Consider the following 19,623-nt stretch of genomic DNA (forward strand, 5'->3'; position numbering starts at 1 on the left):
GCGATCCTCCCGACTCGTCGTCCGGTCAGGCGGCCGCCGGGCGCGCTGACCGGCCGTAAGTATGCATGGATCTTGGCGCGGTCACACGGCCAAGGTGTGCGAGGGTTGCGACCGGAACGCCGCAACCCTCGCCACCCGCTCAGATCTTTCAGCACTCCCGCCATGCGAAGTGGTATGTCGTCGCGATGCTGCCGTCGGTCGAGTCCATCGTGATGAAGCTGGTGTCGGCGGCCGAACCGCGGGCGATCCGCAGTTCGGTGTTGATGTTGAGGTTGCGTAGCTCACCGCACGGGTGCCAGACCAGTGCGGCGACCGGGACCACGTCGCTCACGATCCAGTTGTCGTCGAGCGGCGCGGCGATCGGGTGGTTGGTGAAGGTGCTCTGGGTCATGCCCTGGAAGTAGTAGTTGGCCCGCTGCGAGGCGGTGGAGCCGGCCTTGAGCAGCCCGTACCCGCGGTAGTCCACCTTCGCGATGGCGAAGGTGAAGCCCTGCGGCACGTGGACGAGCACGTTGAGCTGGCAGTTCTTGCGTCCCTCGGTGGAGGGGACGCCCGGGCCGGCCTGGGCGAGGTACTCGCTGTAGATCGCTGTGAAGGCGGTGTTGTCCGGCGAGACCGCCACGTCCGCCGTGCCGGGGCGGCAGCCGGAGCCCGCCATGGCGACGAGGTCGATGACGATGTGGTCGTCCGGCGGGTTGTCCATGATCCCGGCGGAGGCGGGCGAGCTCGCGATCAACGACGAGGCAAGCAACGCCAGGACGACACCCCCGCGTACCAGCAATTTACGCATGGGACTCCCTTCGAGTGATACGACGACGATGTGCGCGCGGGCCAATGCTATGTTTGACATAGACAAGCGTCAATTACCCGTCTGGACGGCACGCTCGTGGGTACAAAAGACCGGATCTGTTGCCCGCGGTGTTTCGCGAAAACCAGCACTCGGCCATCTAACGGTTATATCGGGCGAGTCGCTCGAAGGGATAACCCGAAATAATCCGGTAATTACCCCGTAGTCGTCCCCGGGCAGCCCCCGGCAACATCAACAGGCGATCGATCTCAGTCGATGCTTGTGTCCGGAGTGGCGCCTGGATAACATTCGTCGCGGGACGCGGAGACGCCGCTCGGCGACGTAATGGTCCCGGCCAAATACCGATCATCCGCGCCCGTGGCGGCGCGGGGAAAATCGGCGATGGTGCACGCGCGAAACCCGTCGACAGTGAGCACGCAACCCTAGGGGAAAGACATGACGGAAAGATTTGCCGGCATGAGACGTACCATTCTCGCCGTCCTCGGTACGGTTCTCGCGCTGTCCGTGTCGGCGCCCGCCCGGGCCGGGACCGCTGAAGCGACCGACTCGGTTCCGGACGGCGCCATCACCGTCGAGGTGGTGGCCGCAAACGGCTCCGGCTGCGCGCCCGGCACCGCGTCGGTCTATGCGAACTCGGACAAGACCGGCTTCCGGGTCCGCTACCACGACTTCGTCGCGTCCGCGGGCGCCGGCGTCGACCCCACCGCCCGCCGCCGCAACTGCCAGGTCGGTGTCGTCGTGACCGTTCCGGCCGGCTGGACCTTCGCGATCGCCGAGGCGGACTACCGCGGCCGCGCCCGACTCAACAGCGGTGCGACAGGCCTGCAGCGCACGAACTACTACTGGCAGGGCTCCTCGTCGAACAGCCGTACGGAGGAGTCGTTCGCCGGCCCGCTCAACGGCTACTGGCACACCGAGGACGTCGCGCCCGCGCTCATCTACGTGCCCTGCCAGGAGCAGCGGGTGCTGAACATCAACACCGAGCTCAGGGTGGACGCCGGCACATCGAGCGGCACCAGCAGCATGTCGATGACCTCGAGCGAGGGCGACGTCGACACCCTCTTCAACTTCAGCTGGATCCGATGCTGAACCGCTGAACCGGGCTACGCCACGGGCACGAAGGGCTTCGCAGGGAGCCCTTCGTGTCGCCGTCAGCTGGGGCAGCGCACCTTGCGCATGAAGGCGGGCAGCAGCCACGGGCGGTGCCCGCCGACCCTGATGCCGCCGGACAGCACCGCCCGTACCGGGCCGACCCGGCCGAACAGCATGAGGTTGAAGACCACCGGGTCGTAGGCGATCCGGGCATCCGGCCGGGTACCCGGCTCGGCGACGCTGACCACGTCGTGGTCGAGCAGCAGCGTCACCGGCCGCGTGTACGCCGACCGGAACTCCACGGTCACCCGGACGTCGGGCAGCGGCTTCGCGGTGTCGAGCAGGTGACCGTAGCCGTCGCGGACCAGCCCGACGAAGAACACCTCGAAGAACGTCGCGGCCTCCGCGGGCGGCACCACGTGCGGCAGGCGCGCCGCCCGGGCAACGTCGCGGCCGTGGATGTGGAACTCGTTGACGATGTGAGCCAGCAGCCCGGCCAGGGTCAGCGTCGAGCTGCCCAGCCACGGCACCGGCGCCGACGGGTCGAGGTGCCGCGTGGCGTCGAGCATCGCCGCCACGTCCGCGCGGATCCGGGCCGCCAGGGTCCGGGGGTCCCGTTCCGGGAACGACCGCATCACCAGGGTGTTGAGCACGTCCACCTGGTCCACCGTGGTGCGCCGCCACTGCTCGTGTGCGTCCGGGAAGGCGAACGCCGCGCCGGGCGGGCCGCCGACGAGGCCGACGTCGAGGTGGGTGAGCGTGGCCACGTGCGCCGCCGTGTCCGCGACCGACCAATGCCGGGTGGCGCGCCGGCCGGGAGCCGCCGACTCGACCAGGCCGGCGAACCGTTCGCCACTGGCGGCGACGTCACGGCGTACCGAATCCCATTGCCGGGCGGACATCTCCATGCCGGCGCCTCCACTCAGTTGTAGGGCATCGTGGGGAACCAGCCGTAGCCGAACATCGCCGGCACCCGTACGGTCCAGTAGACGACCGTGAAGACGCCCAGCGCCAGCAGCAGCGAGCCGCTGATCGAGAGGGTCCGCGCCGGACGGCTCGCCAGCCAGCGGACCAGCCCTCCCCGGGTGGCCAGCACGACCAGGGCGAAGAGCGCCGCCACGATGGCGATGTTGCCCAGCGACTGCAGCACGAACGCACCGGCGCCGTAGAGCGGGTTGCCGTTGTCGGCGGCCCACTGGAACAGCTTGTGGAACAACGGGTACGGGCGTCCGATGAGGAACCCGCCGACCAGCATGCCGATGACGAAGACCCGGGCGAACGGGCGGCGGGCGAACGGGTCGGGAAGCCTGCCGAGCGCGGCGAGGCCCAGGTAGACGAACGCGAGGCCGATCACGCCGAACACCACCATCGACTGCACCAGCCGCACGGGGATTCCGCCGGTCGTCGCCGTGGAGAGCTGCGGGAGCGAGTCGCCCAGCAGGACACCGATGAATCCGTACGTGGCAGACACGACGACCATGCCGAGGGTGAGCACGCCCAGCGGCCGCAGCATGACGCGCAGGCCCCCGGCCGACGAGCCGCCGGCATGCGTCATCGGCCCGATCGAGGCGGCCATGGCGATGTTGCAGGCGGTGAAGGTGCCGGCCAGCCCCGAGACGAAGGCGAACAGGAGCCCCGCCGCCGTGCCGCCGATCGCGGTGGCCTTGGCGTCGTGGCCGAGCAGGGTGTTCGCGACGTTGTCGCCGATCGTCTTGTCGACGAACTCGTAGGACCAGAGCACGGCCAGCGCTATCCCGGCGAGGACGCTCGCCGCGATGAGGCCGCCGTGCCGGCCGGACCGGCTGGGTGCCGGCGCGGCCGTGACGTGCTCGTGCGTTCGTTGCGTGGCAGTCATCGTGACCTCAATTCGCGGGTCGGGAGATCGGCAACTCGACCGCGGCCGGCGGCGGCACGGGCTGCACCGCGGTGCGGGCCTCGCGCCGCTCGAGCAACCACTTGCCCCACCAGAACAAGCCGCGCAGCAGGCACACCAGCGTGACCGCGAAGAACAGCGTGTAGACCACGTTGAAGAGCATCAGGACGCCGTACACCATGGCGACCGAGGAGCCGAACATGAACTGGTTCCGGGCCTTCGACGGCGTCGTGCCCGGGTCGGTGATCATGTAGTTGGTGAACAGGACGAACGCGACGCCGGTCATGATGCTCAGCGCCGACCAGAGCTGCACGTCCCACACGTAGTGCCGGATGAGCGCCTGGATGACGAAGCCGCCGACCCAGCCGACGATCAGGGCGACCTTCTTCGTGAGCATCGCGTTGAGGATCGTGCCCGCCGTCAGCACGACCATCGGGATGAACATCCGGAACATGTCCGGCACGTTCTCGGTGAAGTGGTACGGCGGCGCCACGTTCACCCAGGAGAAGGCGAGCAGCGTGATGGTGATGCCGAAGTTCGACGGGTTCATGAAGTGCCGCATGCGCCCCGCGATCGGCGCCTGCAGCACCGCCTTCTGCCCGATGGCCACGACCACGGCGAAGGCGATCGGCCAGAACCTGTCGTTGGCGTAGAGCAGCATGTTCGCCGCGAGGGCGGTGATGTGGGTGGGCAGCAGGAACGTGTAGACGCCCCACGCGCCGTTGCCGCTGTAGGCCGGCCGCCGCCCGAGCGCGCGGGCGGCCACCGCCTCGATCATGATCTCGGCGGTGTAGCCGACCCCGAGGGCGAACAGCGGCCAGGTCCACGGCTGCTCGAATCCGAGGATCGTGTAGCCGAGGATGTTGAGGATGGACATGGAGAGGGCAAAGTTACGCAGGGCCAGATAGCGGGGATCACGTCCGTCCACGCGGGGCACCGGCGGTCGCGGGTCGGCACCGGGCCGGGCAAGGCTCGCGCCCGTGCCGGTACGGCCGGTGGTCACCTCGACCGGTGCGGTGAGGGAATCCGGGGCGGGTTTGACGTCCGTCATGGTGTGGTCAGCTCCTGGGCTCGGTCGGTGAGCGTGATGTCGTGCCATCCCGCGGAGAGAGGCAGGGTCTGCCGGTGCTGAGCACCGCTGAGGTCGCGCCAGCTCAGCTCGGCCGACACGGGTGTCCCGCGCTGGTCGCCCAGCCCGAAGAACACGTCGAAGCTGCGCTTGCCGGAGTGCCCGCCGCCGCCGTCGAGCTGGGCGAGCTGGGTGCGGCCGTCGGCCGTGGTCACCCGAACCTGGGCGCCGTACGCGGGCCCGCCGGCGGCGTCACCCGCAGCGGCGTCCAGCGCCGGCCGGTGCAGCCGCAGCCCGAGGAAGGCACCGGCGTCCGTCTTGGCGTTGTGGTAGAAGGCGGGCGGTCCCCATTGACGCGCCACGGCGAAGTCCTGGCGGCCGTCGCCGTCCGCGTCGCCCACTGCCACCCCGCGGGTCGGGGTGCGGTCGTCGAGGCCGAGCTGCGGGCTCAGGTCCACGTACCGGCCGTTGCCCTCCGGCGTCCAGAAGGCGAGGGCGTTGGAGCCGGCGATGTCGTCACCCGGCTGGGCGTTCGGCCACATGTCCGGCTCCTGGAGCATGAGGTCGTTGCTGGCGGCCAGTTCCTGCAGCCAGTTGAACCGGTTGATGGTGCCCTTGACGAAGCCGCAGGACTGCACGACGACGAGCCGGCCGCTGTTGTCGAAGTCGGCCATCTTCGCGTCCCAACCCCAGCCGACCCAGGCGAGGTTCCGCTCCGCGGCCTGGTTGGAGAACGGTGCGATTCCCTTGGCGAGCCGGTCCCGCGCCTCCTGCGGTGTCGCCGCGGTGTTGTGCCAGACGAAGTTGCTCTCCTCCAGCCCCCACGACTCGGTGATGTTGCTGACGAACGCGTCGAAGCGGCCGTTGCCCTCCAGGTCGGCGAAGTCGACGGACATGCCCTTGAAGGAGTCGTGCCCCACGACCAGCGACTTGGGCGTCAGCGGCCCGCGCCGGCCCTCGGCCAGGGCGAATCTGATCCGGCCGGGCGTCGAGACGTTGTGGAAGAAGCGGTCGTTACCGAAGTCGTTGGCGAGGTACAGCTCGGGCAGCAGGTCACCGTCGAGGTCGGCGGAGGCCGAGGCGAGCGTCCAGCCGGTGGCGTACTTGGGCTTGATCGCCGTCTGCTCCTCGTAGGTGACGCTCGGCCGGGTCCCCGAGGTCGCCGTGGTCCAGCGCAGCACGTGGGCACCGCCGGAATTCTGCGCGCGCGACATGGAGTGGTTCATCTGCACGTTCGGCAAGCCGTGAGGGTCGAGGACCTGGGTGTCCGGGAAGTAGTTGAAGATCCCGATGTCCGGCCGGCCGTCGCCGTCGAAGTCGGCCACCGCCGTCGCGTTGGTGTTCCACAGCGGCCCGCGGTAGAGACCGTTGGCGGTCTGCTGCTGCGGGATCAGCTCTTCCGGAAGGTACGAGGCGAGGCTCAGGCCGGTCGCGTCCGCGCGCTGCAGGAACAGCACGGGTGTACGTCCCCAGTAGACGACCAGCAGGTCCATCCGGCCGTCGAGGTTGAAGTCGCCGGGCGTGCATCCCATCGGGGCGATCGCCGGGCCCATCGGCAGCGGTGCCGGGTTCAGCACGAACGGCGCGTAATCTCCGCCACCGCCGGGCGCCGGCGTCACGATGACGCTGTCGCTGCGCGGGTCGACGAGGCACAAATCGTTGGCGCCGCCCCGGCCGTCCAGGTCGTTGAGGGCCACGCCGGCGCCCACGGACGAGATCCAGGACCGGATGTGCTCGTACTTCGGGTTGACCGTACGGATCGTGTGCTGCGGCAGGCCTGGTGGCAGCGCGATCGGCAGCTCGGTGAACGCGTAGCGCGAGGCCATCGCCTTCCTGTCGGCGGCGGACGCGGACGGCAGCCGGGAGACCGTGAACAGCCCCGCGACAAGGACGAGAACGAAGACGACGGGAATGAGTCTGCGCAGCGGACCCACTGGTTTCGGTGGCAACGGTCCCCCTAGGGTGGTGCCCGCCCGGGCGGGCGGGCTCGGTGTGGTGCGGGTCGTGGATGCCTCAGCCGGCGTCGCGCACGGTCATCGGCAGGCCGCCGCGCATGCGCAGCGACAACATCGGTTCCGGTACGACGTCGTGCGTGGCGACTTTCGTCAGGGTCAGCTCGCGGGAGAGCACGGCGATGACGAACGCCGCCTCCATCAGGCCGAGGTGGTTGCCGACGCAGAACCGCGGTCCCGCGCCGAACGGGATGTAGGCGTAGCGCGGGCGATCGGTGGCGCGGTCCGGATCGAAGCGCTCAGGATCGAAGTGCTCCGGCCGGTCCCAGAAGGCCGGATGCCGGTGCAGCGTGTACGGGCAGATCAGCACGTCGGCGCCCGCCGGGACCCGGTATCCGCCCACCTCGTCGGCGGCCAGCGCCTTGCGCGGCAGGATCCACACCGGCGGGAACATCCGCACGACCTCGTCGATGACCATGGCGGTGTACCGCAGCTTGCCCAGGTCGGCGAAGGTCGGCAGCCGGTCGCCCAGGACCGCCGTCGCCTCCTCTCGCAGCCTCCGGCGCACCTCGGGATGCCGGTCGATCAGGTACAAAGTCCAGCTGAGCGTGCTCGCCGTCGTCTCGTGCCCGGCGAGCAGCAGCGTCACGAGCTCGTCCCGCAGCCGCTGACGCCCGACGCGGGGGTCGGTCTCGGCCCGCGCGGAGACGATGAGGCGCGACAGCACGTCGTCGCGGTCCCCGGAGTGCGCCGAGCGTTCGGCGACGAGCTGGTCGACGATGGTCTGGAGCCGGCGGCGCGCCCGCCGGAAGCGCAGCTGCCGCGGCAGCGGCACCCACGGCGGCACGGCGCTCAGCGAGGCGAGCTCGAACATGGCCTGGTCCTGCACGGAGGCGAAGTCGCGCCCGATGGACGGGAACCGCCCGAGGTCGGTGTCCAGCAGGGTGCGCCCGAGGACGCCCAGGGTCAGCCCGGTCATCTCGTGCAGCACGTCCACCGGGCCCCTGCGGCCCAGGTCCCGCAGCCGGCCGACGAGCGCGGCGGCCTCCTCGGCGACGATGCCCGCCTGCTCGGCGATGCGCCGGCTCTGGAACGCGGGCTGCACGACCTTGCGCTGCTTGCGCCACAGGTCGCCCTCGCTGGTGAGCAGTCCGTCGCCCAGGGCACGCCGCGCGTGCACCAGGCCGATGCCCTTGTGGTAGTTGGCGGCGTTGTCTGCGAGGACGTGCTTGGCGTGCTCCGGATGGTTGAAGAAGTAGAGCTCCTTCGGCCCGACCGGCAACCTGGCGGCGTCGCCGTACCGGGCGGCCGCCGAGGTCATCATGCCGAGGCGGTCGCGGCCCATCGTGATCAGCATGCTGACGGCGGCGGCGCGCGACGGCCCGGGCATCGGCCCCCGCGCGGGGATGACGGCGGTCATGAGGAGACCCCCGCGCTGTCGAGCCGGCGGAAGCGGCCGCCGAGAAAGATGAGGGCGTCGTCCTCGCCGTCGGCGTGCCGGCGCATGCTCCGCGGCCGACCGAGGAAGATCGTGTGGTCTCCCCCGTCGTAGGACCGCCACAGCTCGCACTCGATGTGGGCCGCGGCGCCGGCGAGCAGCGGTGCGCCCGTCTGCAGGCCCGGCTGCCACTCGGCGAACTCGAACTGCTGGGGTCCGAGCGGCCGCCGCCGGTCGGCGTAGTACCGCGCCGCCTCCTCCTGGCCGGACGCCAGCACCGAGATGCCGAACGTGCCGGAGCCGGTGAGCGCCTGGTGCATGAAGGCGTCGCGCCCCACGCACACCAGGACCAGCGGCGGGTCGAGCGACACGGTGCTGAACGAGTTCGCGGTCATGGCGTGCGGGGTGTCGCCGCCCACGCTGATCACCGTGACTCCGGTGGCGAACGTGCCGTAGACGCGGCGCATGAGTGCCGGGTCGGTCGTCTCCTCCGTGCGGGACGTGGTCATCGCCGGACCCCCACGGCGTACGGCTCGAGGGCCCGCTCCAGCGCCTCCGGGATCCGCGTGGGCACCGTACGGTTGTTGGGCCCGCGCATGCAGGCCACCCGCTGCGTGCCCCGGGCGACGAGGGTCTCGCCGGCCGGCCCCATCCGGACGTAGTCGAAGCCGAACTCGAGCTGCGTCTGAGCGAGCTCGAGCAGCCGCATCCGGATGGCGAGCTCGTCGAACGCGGTGATCTCGGCGAAGAACTCGCAGTCGACCTTGAGTGTGAACAGCTTGAGGTCGTTCTGCAGATCGGCGAGGACGGCCGGGGCCCGGTCGCGCAGGAACATCTCCCGGCACCGGCCCTGCCACCGCAGGTAGTTGACGTAGTAGACGTTGCCGACGATGTTCGTCTCCTCGAACCCGACGGTGTGCCGCAGCTCGTAGTAGCTCTCCATGCTCATTCCTCCGCACCGGCCAGAACCGTGAACACGACTCGTCCCGCGCCGCCGCGCAGGCTTGTGACGAACGAGGCGGCCCTGGCGCCGCCCGCCGCGAACAGCACCCAGCCGGGACGCCCGGTACCGGCCAGCACGAGCGGGCCCCCCATGGGCAGACCGGCCTTCTGCATCGCCTCCACCGCCGTCCACACCCGGGTGGCGGCCGTGTCGGCGTCCTCACCGGTGTCGGCGGCCAGCAGCTCCGCCAGGGCGAAGTGCGGGCCGAGCAGCCCCCGCCAGACCTCGGGATCCCGGTGGGCCACCGCCTCGGCGTCGCAGCCGAGGAGGCCGCGCGCGGCGACGGCCAGCGTCACTCCGGCCCCGTGCGCGATCGAGACGGTGTGCTCACCCCGGACCTCGGGACGCCCGTCCGGCCGATAGGCGATCTCGGCCGGCCGCCCGAGCGCGTGCCCGGCGGCGACCGCACTGGTCACGCGGCGGGCGACGGTGCGCCGGGCGGGATCCGCCGGCACCTCGGCATCGGGCTGGACGGCGACCGCGACGCCGCCGAGTCCCAGCTCGCCGAGCCCGCGCTCCAGGTACGGGCCCAGCAGCGGCGCCACCCAGGGACCCGCACCGTCGAGCTTGCGGACGGCCCGCAGGCGCAGGCCCTCCCACCGCTCGACGATCACGCCGGCCTCGGTACGCAACGCGATGTCGTAGACGTACGTGTCACCGTCCCGCTCGCGTTCGGTGGCGCAGTACCGCAGTTCCCGGGCCGACGACAGCTTCTCGCCACCGGGGTGGATGCGCTCCACACCCGACGGCAGCAGGGTGGCGTCCGGGACGCAGACCTGGTTGCCGTGCATCAGGGCGTCGCGGACACCGGGGTCGCCGAGGAGCAGCGTCCCGGGCACGTACGGCGCGAACCAGACGGTCGAGTCGTCGGCCGTCACGATGGCGTCGACGTGCCGCGCCGCGGCCCGGTGGTACCGCTGGACCCGCTGGAACCGGGCGCCCTGGAAGAGCGTGTCGCCGTACAGGTCATCGGACGGGGTGATGGAGGCCGCCGGCAGGCCCTCCCCGGCCTGGTCCGGCGGCCCGTCCGGCACGGCGCTGCCGCCGAGGCGCAGCCGCGCGGTGAAGTGGTCGGCGGCGAAGCCGGTCTCCTCGCTGCGGATCGCCACGTCGACGGTGTCCTCGTCGGTGACGAGCGCCGCCACCCGGATCCTCGTGTGGCCGTGCGGCGCGACGATGATCGGCCGGACGAACTCCGCCCGCTCGATGACCGGGACGACCTCGGTGCCGGTGACCGCCGCGGCGACCTGTGCCATAGCCTCCATCCCGAACACCGCGGGGAACAGCAGGTTTCCGTCGAGCTCGTGATCGGCGAGGTAGCGGTCGGTGCCCGGGTTGAGCTCGGTCTCCACCACCAGTTCGACCTGGTGGTAGCGGACGAGGGCGCGGTCCACGAACCGCAGCAGCGGCAGCTCGGGCCGGTGGTACCGGACGGTGTGGACGCCCTCGGTCCGGCCGCTGATCACCACCACGCCCGGTGCCGCGGGATCCGCGACGAGCCGGCGCAGGATGGCGACTCCCTGGTCCGGGGTGATGGGCGTGACCCCGTCCCGGCTGAGCGACTCGACGACCGAGAGCCGTTCGCCCATGCCGACGCCGGACCAGACCGACCATTCCAGGCACAGGCTGCGGCAACCGGGGTGGGACCGGGCGAAGGCGGTGGTCTCGCCGGCCATCCAGTCGTTCGCGGTCGCGTAGTGGGCCTCGCCGCGCAGCCCCGCGCGGCCGATGATGCTGCCGAGCGTGACGAGCAGCCGGAGCCGGTCCGGGTCGACCGCGTCCAGCACGGCGCGCAGGCCACCGATCTTCGGCGCCACGGTACGGCGGAACGCGTCCATGTCGAGGCTCGCGAGCCCAGCGGGTTCGTTGCGGCCGGCGCCGTGCAGCACGGCGGTCACCGGTCCCAGGTCCGCGGTCAGGTTGCGCACCGCCTCCCGTACGGCGGCGGCGTCCGTGACGTCCGCGCGGGCGTACCGGACGGTCACGCCGGCCGCGGCGATGCGGCTCAGGTTGGCGGCGAGCTCACCGTCCTCGACGGGATCGGAACGGCCCAGCAGCGCCAGGGCGGCGCCGCTGTCCGTGGCCAGGGCCAGGGCGCACTCGGCGGTGATGCCCTTCCCGCCGCCGGTGACCAGCAGCACGTCGCCGGCGCCGAGCGGGGCGGTGGCAGCGGCGGCGCGCACCGGAAGGGCCCGCAGGGTCGGCACCCGGCGGACGTCGTCGGCGTCGTAGTGCACCTCCGCGAAGGAGGCCGTGGCGGCGACCTCGCGGACCACCCGCTCGACCGCCTCCGCGCCGGCCCGCAGATGGAGGATCGTGACCCGGACGGTGGGTGCCTCGAGGTGCAGGGTCCGGGCGATCGCCGCGCCCCCGCGTCCCTGCCCGACGAGTACGAAGCGGGTCGCCCCGGCGGACAGGGCCTGACGCGCACCCAGCAACGCCGGCTCCAGGTCGTCTTCGGTGCAGTCCGGCGGCAGGCAGACCAGGACGCCGCCGCCGAGCCCTGCCTGGCCGAGAGCGGCCGCCAGGGTGGCTGCGAACGGGTGGTCCGGGGCGGCGTACACGTGCCAGGTGCCGTTCTCCCCGGCGGCTTCCGCGGCCGCCGGCAACGGCACCTCGTCGAGGTCGACGCGCCAGGGACGGGCCCACGCGGCGACCCCGGCGACCGTCGGCGCGGCCGCGGCGTCGGTGTCGCGGGCGGTCCGGGCGATGGCCTCCATCGTCTCGGCGAGCTCGCGCACCGTGGCGGTGGCGAAGTTGACCGGCATCTGCGCGGGTGGCACGTCGAGGCGCTGCGCGAGCTGGTTCACCACCTGGCCGACCGTGATGGAGCTCATGTGCAGGTCGTCGAGCAGCCGGCTGTCCGGCCGCACGAGCTCGAGGGGCAGCTCGGCGCGCTCGGCGGTGAGCCGGCGCAGCAGGTCCTCGGCCGATTCCTCACCCGCCGGACCCACGTCGGCGGTGGCGGCCGCCGCCGGGACCGCGGGACCGCGGTCGATGGCCGGGCTCAGGTCCGGGGCCTGCTCGCACGGGCTGGCCAGGAAGGAGAACTCGGCGCCGACCTCCAGCGGCCGGACGAGCCGGCCGTCGAAGAGGGCGGCGGGGGACGGCGCCGCGCCGATGACGTACGCGGCACCGGCGACCCGCAGCGCACCCGCCAGCGACTCGCTGTCGGTGTCCAGCGCGACGACCGGCACGTCGGTGATGGTGCGGGCCAGTCCGGTGAGGACCCGTCCGGGACCGACCTCGACGAACAGGTCGGTGTTCTTGGCGGCCAGCGCGACGGCCTGGTGGAACAGGACGGGGTCGATGATCTGCCGGCGCAGCAGGGCGGGCACGTCGGTCCCGGCGGGCAGGACGTCGCCGGTGACGGTGGACACGATCCGAGCGCCGAGGCGGTGGAACGTGTCGCCGGCGAGCGCGGCGGCGAACGCGTCGGCCGCCGGGGCGACGAGCTGCGAGTGGAAGGCATGCGAGACCCGGAGCCGCGTCGCGCTCAGGCCGGCGATGCGGGCGTTGCGGCAAGCCGCCTCGACCGCGTCGACCGATCCGGAGACGACGGTGTGGTCCGGCCCGTTGTAGGCGGCCACGACCACCGGCAGGCCGGTGATGAGCTCGTCCACGGCCTCGGGCGGCGCGCCGATGTCGGCCATGGTGCCGGCGTGGCTGTGCCCGGCCATCGTCCGGCCGCGGACGTCGGCGATGCGCAGCAGCGTGTCCTCGTCGATGGCGCCGGCCCACTGCAGGGCCACGATCTCGCCGAGGCTGTGCCCGACCGCGGTGGACGCCTCGATGCCCAGCAGCGCCAGTGCGCGCTGCCCGGCCACCGAGCCGGTGACGATCCGCGGCTGGGCGACCTCGGTCGCGACGGCGTCGCTGCCGGTCGGCAACCCCGCGCGCAGGTAGACGTCCTCGACCTCGCCGAAGCGCCGGCGCAGCGCCCCGCCGCTGACACCGCGGCCCGAGCCCTGCCCCGGGAAGAGCAGGCCGACCCGGGCCGGCCCGCTGACGTGGCCGAGCAGGAACCGGCCGTCGGGGCGGATCATCGTCGTCTCGCCGGATTCCACGGCCTCGCGGGCGGCGGTAAGCAGCGCTACCGCCTCTTCCGGCGAGGACGCCACGACGGCGGCGCGGAACGGCCGGCCCTGCAGGTCGCGGTGCAGCGTCGCGGCGAGGTCGGCGAGCTGGGCGTACGAGATCGCCGGCACGAACGCGCTCAACTCGGCGAGCCGCGCGGCGAGTTCCTCGGCCGTGGCCGCGTCGACCAGCAGCAGCTCCGCGTCCTGGGCAGAGGCCGCGAGGCTGCGGGTCCGGCGATCGGTGGTGCCCCGCCGCGGCCCGTTGCGCTCCAGCACGATGTGCGTGTTGATGCCGCCGAAGCCCATCGCGGTGATGCCGGCGCGCACCGGCACCTCGGCGGGCCACGGCTCGGCCCGGCGCAGCGTCCGCAGCCGCGCCGAATCGCCGGTGAGCAGCTCGTGCGGGTCGACGGAACCGACGCTCGGCGGGAGCACCTCGTGGTGCACCGCCATCGCGGCACGGATGAAGCCGGCCACCCCGGCGGCCGCCTTGGTGTGCCCGATCATGCCCTTCACCGAGCCGATGACGGCCGGGGCGGCGTCGGGGTCGGCGGCCGCCCGGGCCTCGGACAACGCCGTGAGCTCGGTGGTGTCGCCGACCTTCGTGCCGGTGCCGTGGCCCTCGAAGAGGCCGACGGTGTCGATGTCGAAGCCCGCGCGGCTGTAGGCGCGGCGCAGCGCGAGCCGGTAGCCGTCCACCTCGGGCCGGGTTATGCCGCCCCGGCCGTCGGAGGAGACCCCCCAGCCGGCCACGGCGGCGTAGATCCGGTGACCGGCCTCGACGGCCTGGTCGGCCCGCATCAGCACGACCATGCCGCAGCCCTCGCCGGGCCAGAAGCCGTTGGAGGACCGGTCGTAGACGCGCATCTCGCCGGTGGCCAGGGCGCCGGTCTTGGCGAAGCCGATGACCTCGAACGGGTCGATGGACAGGTCGACGCCGCCGGCGACCGCGACGTCCAGGTCGCCGTCGAGCAGCGCGCGGCAGGCGGTCACCACGGACAGCAGCGACGAGGAGCAGGCGCCGTCGACGGTGTAACCGCCGCCCTTCAGGTCGAAGTAGTTGCAGATGCGCCCGGCGATGGTGTTCGACAGCGCGCCGGCGAGCGTGTCCTCATCCAGCGGAGGGAACGGGCTCTTGTACGCCACCTCGTAGCCGGCAAGGAACTCCGACAGCTTCTCGTCGTCCCAGCCCTCGGCCCGAAGCGCCGCGGCGACCGTACGGCGGACGTACGGCCAGCGCAGGCGCATCTGGTTGGCACGGGAGAACTCCCCGGTCAGGGTGTTGCCCACGATCACACCCGTGCGTTCCTGCGGCAGCCCCTCCCCCATCGGGAAGCCGGCATCCGCGAGCGCGGTCGCCGCGGTGTCCAGGGCCAGCCAGTGCGCCAGGTCCGTCGACCGGTACGTGCTGCCGGCGACCTTGTACGCGACCCGGTCGAACTCGTAGCCCTCGAGAACCGCGGCGTTGCCGGCGTAGAAGCGGTCGGGGGCCGCCGGGTCGGCCGACCAGTAGTCGTCCCGGTTCATGCGGACGTCGGGAAGCCGCCGGAACGCCCGCCGTCCCGCCAGCGTGTTCTCCCACAGCTCGTGCGGCGAACGGGCGTCGGGATAGCGGCACGCCATTCCCACCACTGCGATTCTGGTCATCGGTCACTCGGCTTTCGTGTCGCTGGCGACGGGAGCGAAGGCGTTCCGGATGCGCTGGCGCCAGATCTCGTACGCGGGCAGGACGTCGTCGGCGGGCAGGCCGGCCCGCGCCTCGTCGGTCACCCGGGTCGCCTCGGGCACCGGCATGCCGCAGAAGATGCGGGTGGCCAGCTCGTTGTGCGGCAGCACGAGCCCGGCGCGGTGCCGGGCGGCGGCGCCGAAGGCGACGCCCTGGGCCAGGTCCCCCCGGTACGCCCCGGCCACCTCGGCGAGCCAGGTCAGCTCCTGCTCGGTGGCGCCGCCGGCGTAGCAGACGGCGAGGCCCGCCCCGGCGTACAGGTCGGAGCGGCGGTGGGCGGGGAACGCGTCAAGGAGGTAGACGAGGCGTTCGGGGTCGGTGCCGGCGACGAACCAGCATGCCCGGCCGATCCCCTGGTCGATGGCGCGCAGGGCGTAGCCGCGGGAACCGTCGGCCGGCCAGGGGAAGGAACCCGGGAGGTATTGGGCGTGGACGTACCGGTCGGTGCGGAAGTAGGCCTGGTGGAAGCCGTACCCGTCGAGGACGAGCCAGCGCAGCAGCGGGTCCGGGGCATCCAGGCGCGACCACAGTGGGCGCGGCAGCCGGGCCATCGCCCAGCCGACGCCGACGTACGCCATGTAGACGTGTTCGTCGTGGTCGGCGAGGAACCGGGCCACGAGCCGGCGGCGGCGGCCGGGCAGGGCGTCACGGATCGCGAAGGCCATGGCGGCGCCCTCGTACGCGAAGCCGCGGTACGCCGCCGGCGTCGCCTCCACGGTGGGCGCGGCCTCCGGCGGACCGTCGGCCTCAGCGGCGGCCGCGAAGCCGCGCAGGAAGGAGCCGCCGACCGTCTCGAGGTGGTCGCGCGCCCGCTCGTCCTTGAGATGAAATCCCCGCGTGCTGAGTTTCGTCTGCCCGGTGTCGGGCGTCAGAATACGGCGGCGAAGTCTGTTCCAAGCATCCATCGTGAACTCCCGCGTCGGCGGTGGGGCCTCATTGTTACGTGATTTCGACGACCAAAACTTCTCCTGCATTGCGACGGTCGGCCCGGGCGCCACGAACGCGACAGACCGGCCGCAGAAAAGAGACAGGCCGCGACGTATCAAGCGGATAGTGGATAGCCGGAATAGCCACTTCGGACCGCGCAGCGCAACGCAGGATATGGACGCAAAGGGCCGGCGACATCACGCTGGCTGGCATCCAATACATCCGGGAGTCTTTTCCGGTGAAGCTGCGAAGGAGCGTGCCGTGGAATCCGACGATGCGGCGGAAAACCGGATACGCACGATGGTGCTGGAGGCATTCGCCGACACCATCGTTCCCGGGGAGAAACGCACGGCCGACGACCCGGCGATCGCCGGGGTGGACACCGGCGGCGGCGCGGTCGTGTGCGGCGCCGTCGAGCTGCTCGAACACCCCGCCGGCGGGCTGGCCCCGGCCCTGGAGACGATCTGCGTCGAGCTCGACGCGTACGCGCGGGAGCACGCCGAGGCGCAGGGCATCACGCTCGACCCGGACCTGCCGCCGTTCGTCGGCCTGCCGTTCGCCGCTCGTACGGCGCTGGTGCAGCAGCTGACCGACCCGGCGCACCCGGACAAGCAGATGTGGGTCGGCCTGGCGTTGTTCTGCAACATGGCCTTCGACAGCGCGCCGCACCTGCACACCGTCGACGCGCTCGCCGCCGGCCATCCCGGCCTCACCACCATGGGCTATGCGGCACCCGGCGCGGACGGGCTCTGGGGATTCCCCGCGTTCTCGTACGGCCGGCAGCTCGCCGACCAGCACCCGCACACGACGGCGACCGGGAGCCCCGCATGAGTGCCACGGAGTCCACCGATGTCCTGGTGATCGGCAGCGGCTTCGGCGGCGCGATCGCCGCGTACCACCTGGCCGCCGGCGGCGCCCGGGTCACGGTGCTCGAGCGCGGCCCGTGGCTGCGCGCCGACGAGTTCGAGCACGACTTCAAGCTGGGCGCCTCGTACACCCGGATCTTCGACTTCGTCATCGGCGACGGCATGAGTGTGCTGGGCGGCAACTGCGTGGGCGGGGGCAGCGTCGTCTACTTCGCCACCATGCCGAGGGCACCGCGGTTCGTGTTCGAGCGCCGCGGCAGCATCGGGCGCCGCATGTGGCCCGCCGCCATCAGCCGCGACTCCCTCGAGCCCTGGTACGACAAGATCGCCGAGGCGCTCCCGGTGACGCAGCAGAGCTGGGACCGGGTCCCGTACGCGGGCGGCCTGTTCGCCGCGGCCTGCCACCACGCGGGCCGTACGGCGAACGCCGCGCCGGCGGCCATCGACGTCGACATGTGCACCAACTGCAACTGGATGATGGCCGGCTGCCGCTTCGACGCCAAGCGGTCGCTGCTGCTGAACTACCTGCCCGCGGCCCTCGCGCACGGCGCCGAGATCCGGCCGCTGCACGAGGTCCAGCACCTGACGCGCAGCGCCGACGGCTCGTACCGCGTGCACTATCGGATCGTCGACGCGGAGGACTACCGGATCCTGCACGGCGAGGGCACGATCGATGCCAAGATCGTGGTCGTCGCGGCCGGTGCGGGCGCCACGCCGGTGATCCTCCAGCGGTCCGAGCCGCACCTGGGGCGGATGCCGCACGCGGTGGGCCGCTACTTCTCGGGCAACGGCGAGCGGTTGAACACCGCCGTGTTCGACGAGGACCGGGTCCGTGAGGTGCTGAAGCTGTCGCGGCCGGACGGGCGGGCGTACGAGGCTTACCAGATCGGCCGCGGCCCGACGGTCGCGAGCTGGGACCGGCTCGACGGCGCCCTGCCGGAGTTCGAGCGCTACTCGCTGGAGCAGCTGTACTTCCCGCCGGCGCTGGGAACGATCCTGGCGCAGGTGGCGGACGCGACCGGGCCCACCTGGTTCGGCCGGGAGAAGAAGGAGATGCTGCGCCGCTGGCAGTCCTGGCTGACGATCTTCATCATGTCGGAGGACGACAACGAGGGCGTCTTCGGGCCGCCGCCGGAGACCGGCAACGCCCACCGCTTCTCCCAGCAGATGCTGGGCCACGGCCCGCTGAGCTACCGGCCGACGGCGAACACCCGGCGGGGCTGGTCGCTCGCCGACGCCGACATTAAGGACATCCTCGAACGCGACGGGTTGTCGAAGGTGATGCCGTGGACGAACGACCTGGTGGGCGCCTACACCGTGCACCCGCTCGCGTCATGCCGCATCGGCGACGACCCGGCTACCTCCGCCCTCGACGACCGGCACGAGCTGCGCGGGCATCCGGGCATCTTCGTCACCGACGGATCCGCCGTGCCCGGGGCCCTGACGGTCAACCCCGCCTCGACGATCGCGGCGCTGGCGGAGCGGGCCATGCCGGGCATCGTCCGGGCGGCCCGCGAGCGCGGGGTCCCGGTCACCTACGGGGCGCCGTCGCCGGACGGTGAGACCGCCGGCCGCCGGGCGATCGCCCGCCTGCGCTCATGAGCCGTACGCTCGCCCGGCTCACCCGGCGAGCGACCCTGGCGCACCTGCGGCACGTGTCGCCGGTGCGCCCGGGTGCCGCCCCGCCCCCGGTGAAGCGGGTGTACGACCAGATCGAGCGGGAATTCGGCCTGCTGGCGCCGCCGATCGCCCTGCACGCCGCCGACCCCGCGGTCCTCGCCGCCGCGTGGTGCATGCTGCGCGAGACGCTGCTCGTGCCGGGTACGACCACCCGCCGCGCGCGGGAGTCCATCGCCGCCGCCGTTTCGGCAGCCAACGCCTGTCCGTACTGTGTGGACGTACACGGGGCGGTAGTGCGGGGACTCGGTGGCCCGGACGGTCCCCCGCCGGCCCTGCCGGCCGTTCTCGCGCCGGAACTGATCGGCGTGGCGGTCATCTTCCACTACCTCAACCGGATGGTGAACGTCTTCCTTCAGGAGTCACCGCTGGCCGACGTGCCGGCTCCGCTGCTCGGCGGCGCTCACCGCGGCGCCGCGTGGGTGATGGCCCGGCTCGCCCGGCGGGAGGCCACGGCCGGCACGTCCCTGTCGTTGCTGCCCGGCGTGGCCGACACCTCCCGGCGCCTGCCCGCCGACCTGCGGTGGGCCGCCGGGCTCCCGCACGTCGCCGCCGCCATGGCGGGTGCCGCCGCGGTGATCGAGGACGCGGGGAGACGGGCCGTGCCGCCCGCCGTAGGAGCACTCGTGCGCGAGTCCTTGGCCGACCAGCCCGAAGCCGTGACACCCCCGTGGCTCGATGCACGGCTCGCCGGCCTGTCCCCTTCGGACCGCGCGACGGGCCGGCTGGCGATGCTGGTGGCCTTCGCCTCGTACCGGGTGCCGGACTCGCTGGTGGCCGAGGTGCGGGCCGGGGGCTACGACGAGGCGGCCCTCGTGGGCCTTTCGGCGTGGGCCGCCCTCACCGCGGCCCGGCACGCCGGCGGCGCGCTCGCCACGGCGTACGAGGCGGCCGGTTCCGCGCACTGACCGTTCCGGCCGTTCGCGTTCATTGTCATCGATACCGCAATTGTGTCCGTTTACGCGGGCGGCGGGGGGTCTATGCCCTGCACGGCTGAATGAGGGTGTCCGGTCGGCTGACAAGCCCGCGACTTTCGGAGGATGAATATGCGGCCGCGCCACGACAGTGGATGGTGCCACTATCCAATTAAGTCCGGGATGACACACCCCATGA

The 19,623-nt window shown here is 72.1% G+C and carries 14 protein-coding genes; 4 read left to right on the forward strand and 10 right to left on the reverse strand.

Features of this window, described 5'->3' with window-relative positions; all coding sequences use genetic code 11:
* Positions 1-148: 148 nt before the first annotated feature.
* A complete protein-coding gene (locus AB0368_RS19295; RefSeq protein ID WP_366155249.1) occupies positions 149-790 on the reverse strand; it encodes a DUF4360 domain-containing protein in 642 nt (213 codons plus the stop codon).
* A 474-nt stretch (positions 791-1,264) separates the two neighbouring features.
* Between AB0368_RS19295 and AB0368_RS19300 the strand changes: the two genes are divergently transcribed.
* Complete coding sequence (locus tag AB0368_RS19300; protein ID WP_366155250.1) at positions 1,265-1,897, forward strand: DUF4360 domain-containing protein; 633 nt, start codon at positions 1,265-1,267, stop codon at positions 1,895-1,897.
* Between the two features lie 62 nt (positions 1,898-1,959).
* On the opposite strand, the gene AB0368_RS19305 is transcribed toward AB0368_RS19300, so the two are convergent.
* From AB0368_RS19305 to AB0368_RS19345, 9 genes are all read right to left on the reverse strand, one after another.
* On the reverse strand, positions 1,960-2,808 hold the full coding sequence (locus tag AB0368_RS19305) for a maleylpyruvate isomerase N-terminal domain-containing protein (RefSeq protein ID WP_366155251.1): 849 nt from the start codon (positions 2,806-2,808) through the stop codon (positions 1,960-1,962).
* A gap of 14 nt (positions 2,809-2,822) precedes the next feature.
* A complete protein-coding gene (locus AB0368_RS19310) occupies positions 2,823-3,755 on the reverse strand; it encodes a hypothetical protein (RefSeq protein WP_366155252.1) in 933 nt (310 codons plus the stop codon).
* A gap of 7 nt (positions 3,756-3,762) precedes the next feature.
* Positions 3,763-4,824 carry an enediyne biosynthesis protein gene (locus tag AB0368_RS19315; protein WP_366155253.1) on the reverse strand — a complete coding sequence of 354 codons (1,062 nt, stop codon included), beginning with the start codon at positions 4,822-4,824 and terminating at the stop codon, positions 3,763-3,765.
* Positions 4,821-6,791 (reverse strand): CRTAC1 family protein, encoded by a 1,971-nt coding sequence (locus AB0368_RS19320; protein ID WP_366155254.1) that lies wholly within the window; start codon positions 6,789-6,791, stop codon positions 4,821-4,823. Before AB0368_RS19320 ends, AB0368_RS19315 begins: the two co-directional genes overlap by 4 nt.
* 64 nt (positions 6,792-6,855) lie before the next feature.
* Positions 6,856-8,214, reverse strand: a complete 1,359-nt coding sequence (locus AB0368_RS19325; RefSeq protein ID WP_366155255.1) for a cytochrome P450 — start codon at positions 8,212-8,214, stop codon at positions 6,856-6,858.
* Positions 8,211-8,741 (reverse strand): flavin reductase family protein, encoded by a 531-nt coding sequence (locus AB0368_RS19330; RefSeq protein WP_366155256.1) that lies wholly within the window; start codon positions 8,739-8,741, stop codon positions 8,211-8,213. Before AB0368_RS19330 ends, AB0368_RS19325 begins: the two co-directional genes overlap by 4 nt.
* Complete coding sequence (locus AB0368_RS19335) at positions 8,738-9,175, reverse strand: acyl-CoA thioesterase (protein WP_366155257.1); 438 nt, start codon at positions 9,173-9,175, stop codon at positions 8,738-8,740. The genes AB0368_RS19330 and AB0368_RS19335 overlap by 4 nt, the downstream gene beginning before the upstream one ends.
* Positions 9,176-9,177: 2 nt before the next feature.
* Positions 9,178-14,961 carry a type I polyketide synthase gene (locus AB0368_RS19340; protein WP_366155258.1) on the reverse strand — a complete coding sequence of 1,928 codons (5,784 nt, stop codon included), beginning with the start codon at positions 14,959-14,961 and terminating at the stop codon, positions 9,178-9,180.
* A 3-nt stretch (positions 14,962-14,964) separates the two neighbouring features.
* A complete protein-coding gene (locus AB0368_RS19345; protein WP_366155259.1) occupies positions 14,965-15,945 on the reverse strand; it encodes a DUF1702 family protein in 981 nt (326 codons plus the stop codon).
* 283 nt (positions 15,946-16,228) lie between these two features.
* Between AB0368_RS19345 and AB0368_RS19350 the strand changes: the two genes are divergently transcribed.
* Genes AB0368_RS19350 through AB0368_RS19360 form a run of 3 tightly spaced genes read left to right on the forward strand, consistent with a single transcriptional unit; the run spans position 16,229 to position 19,418 of the window.
* Positions 16,229-16,798: a DUF5987 family protein gene (locus tag AB0368_RS19350; RefSeq protein WP_366155260.1), complete on the forward strand. Its 570-nt coding sequence runs from the start codon at positions 16,229-16,231 to the stop codon at positions 16,796-16,798.
* The gene (locus tag AB0368_RS19355; RefSeq protein WP_366155261.1) at positions 16,795-18,435 is read left to right on the forward strand and encodes a GMC family oxidoreductase; all 1,641 of its coding nucleotides are present in this window, start codon (positions 16,795-16,797) and stop codon (positions 18,433-18,435) included. The genes AB0368_RS19350 and AB0368_RS19355 overlap by 4 nt, the downstream gene beginning before the upstream one ends.
* On the forward strand, positions 18,432-19,418 hold the full coding sequence (locus AB0368_RS19360) for a carboxymuconolactone decarboxylase family protein (RefSeq protein WP_366155262.1): 987 nt from the start codon (positions 18,432-18,434) through the stop codon (positions 19,416-19,418). The genes AB0368_RS19355 and AB0368_RS19360 overlap by 4 nt, the downstream gene beginning before the upstream one ends.
* Positions 19,419-19,623: the final 205 nt, after the last annotated feature.

It is taken from the genome of Actinoplanes sp. NPDC051475, assembly GCF_040689425.1.
GTDB lineage: Bacteria > Actinomycetota > Actinomycetes > Mycobacteriales > Micromonosporaceae > Actinoplanes.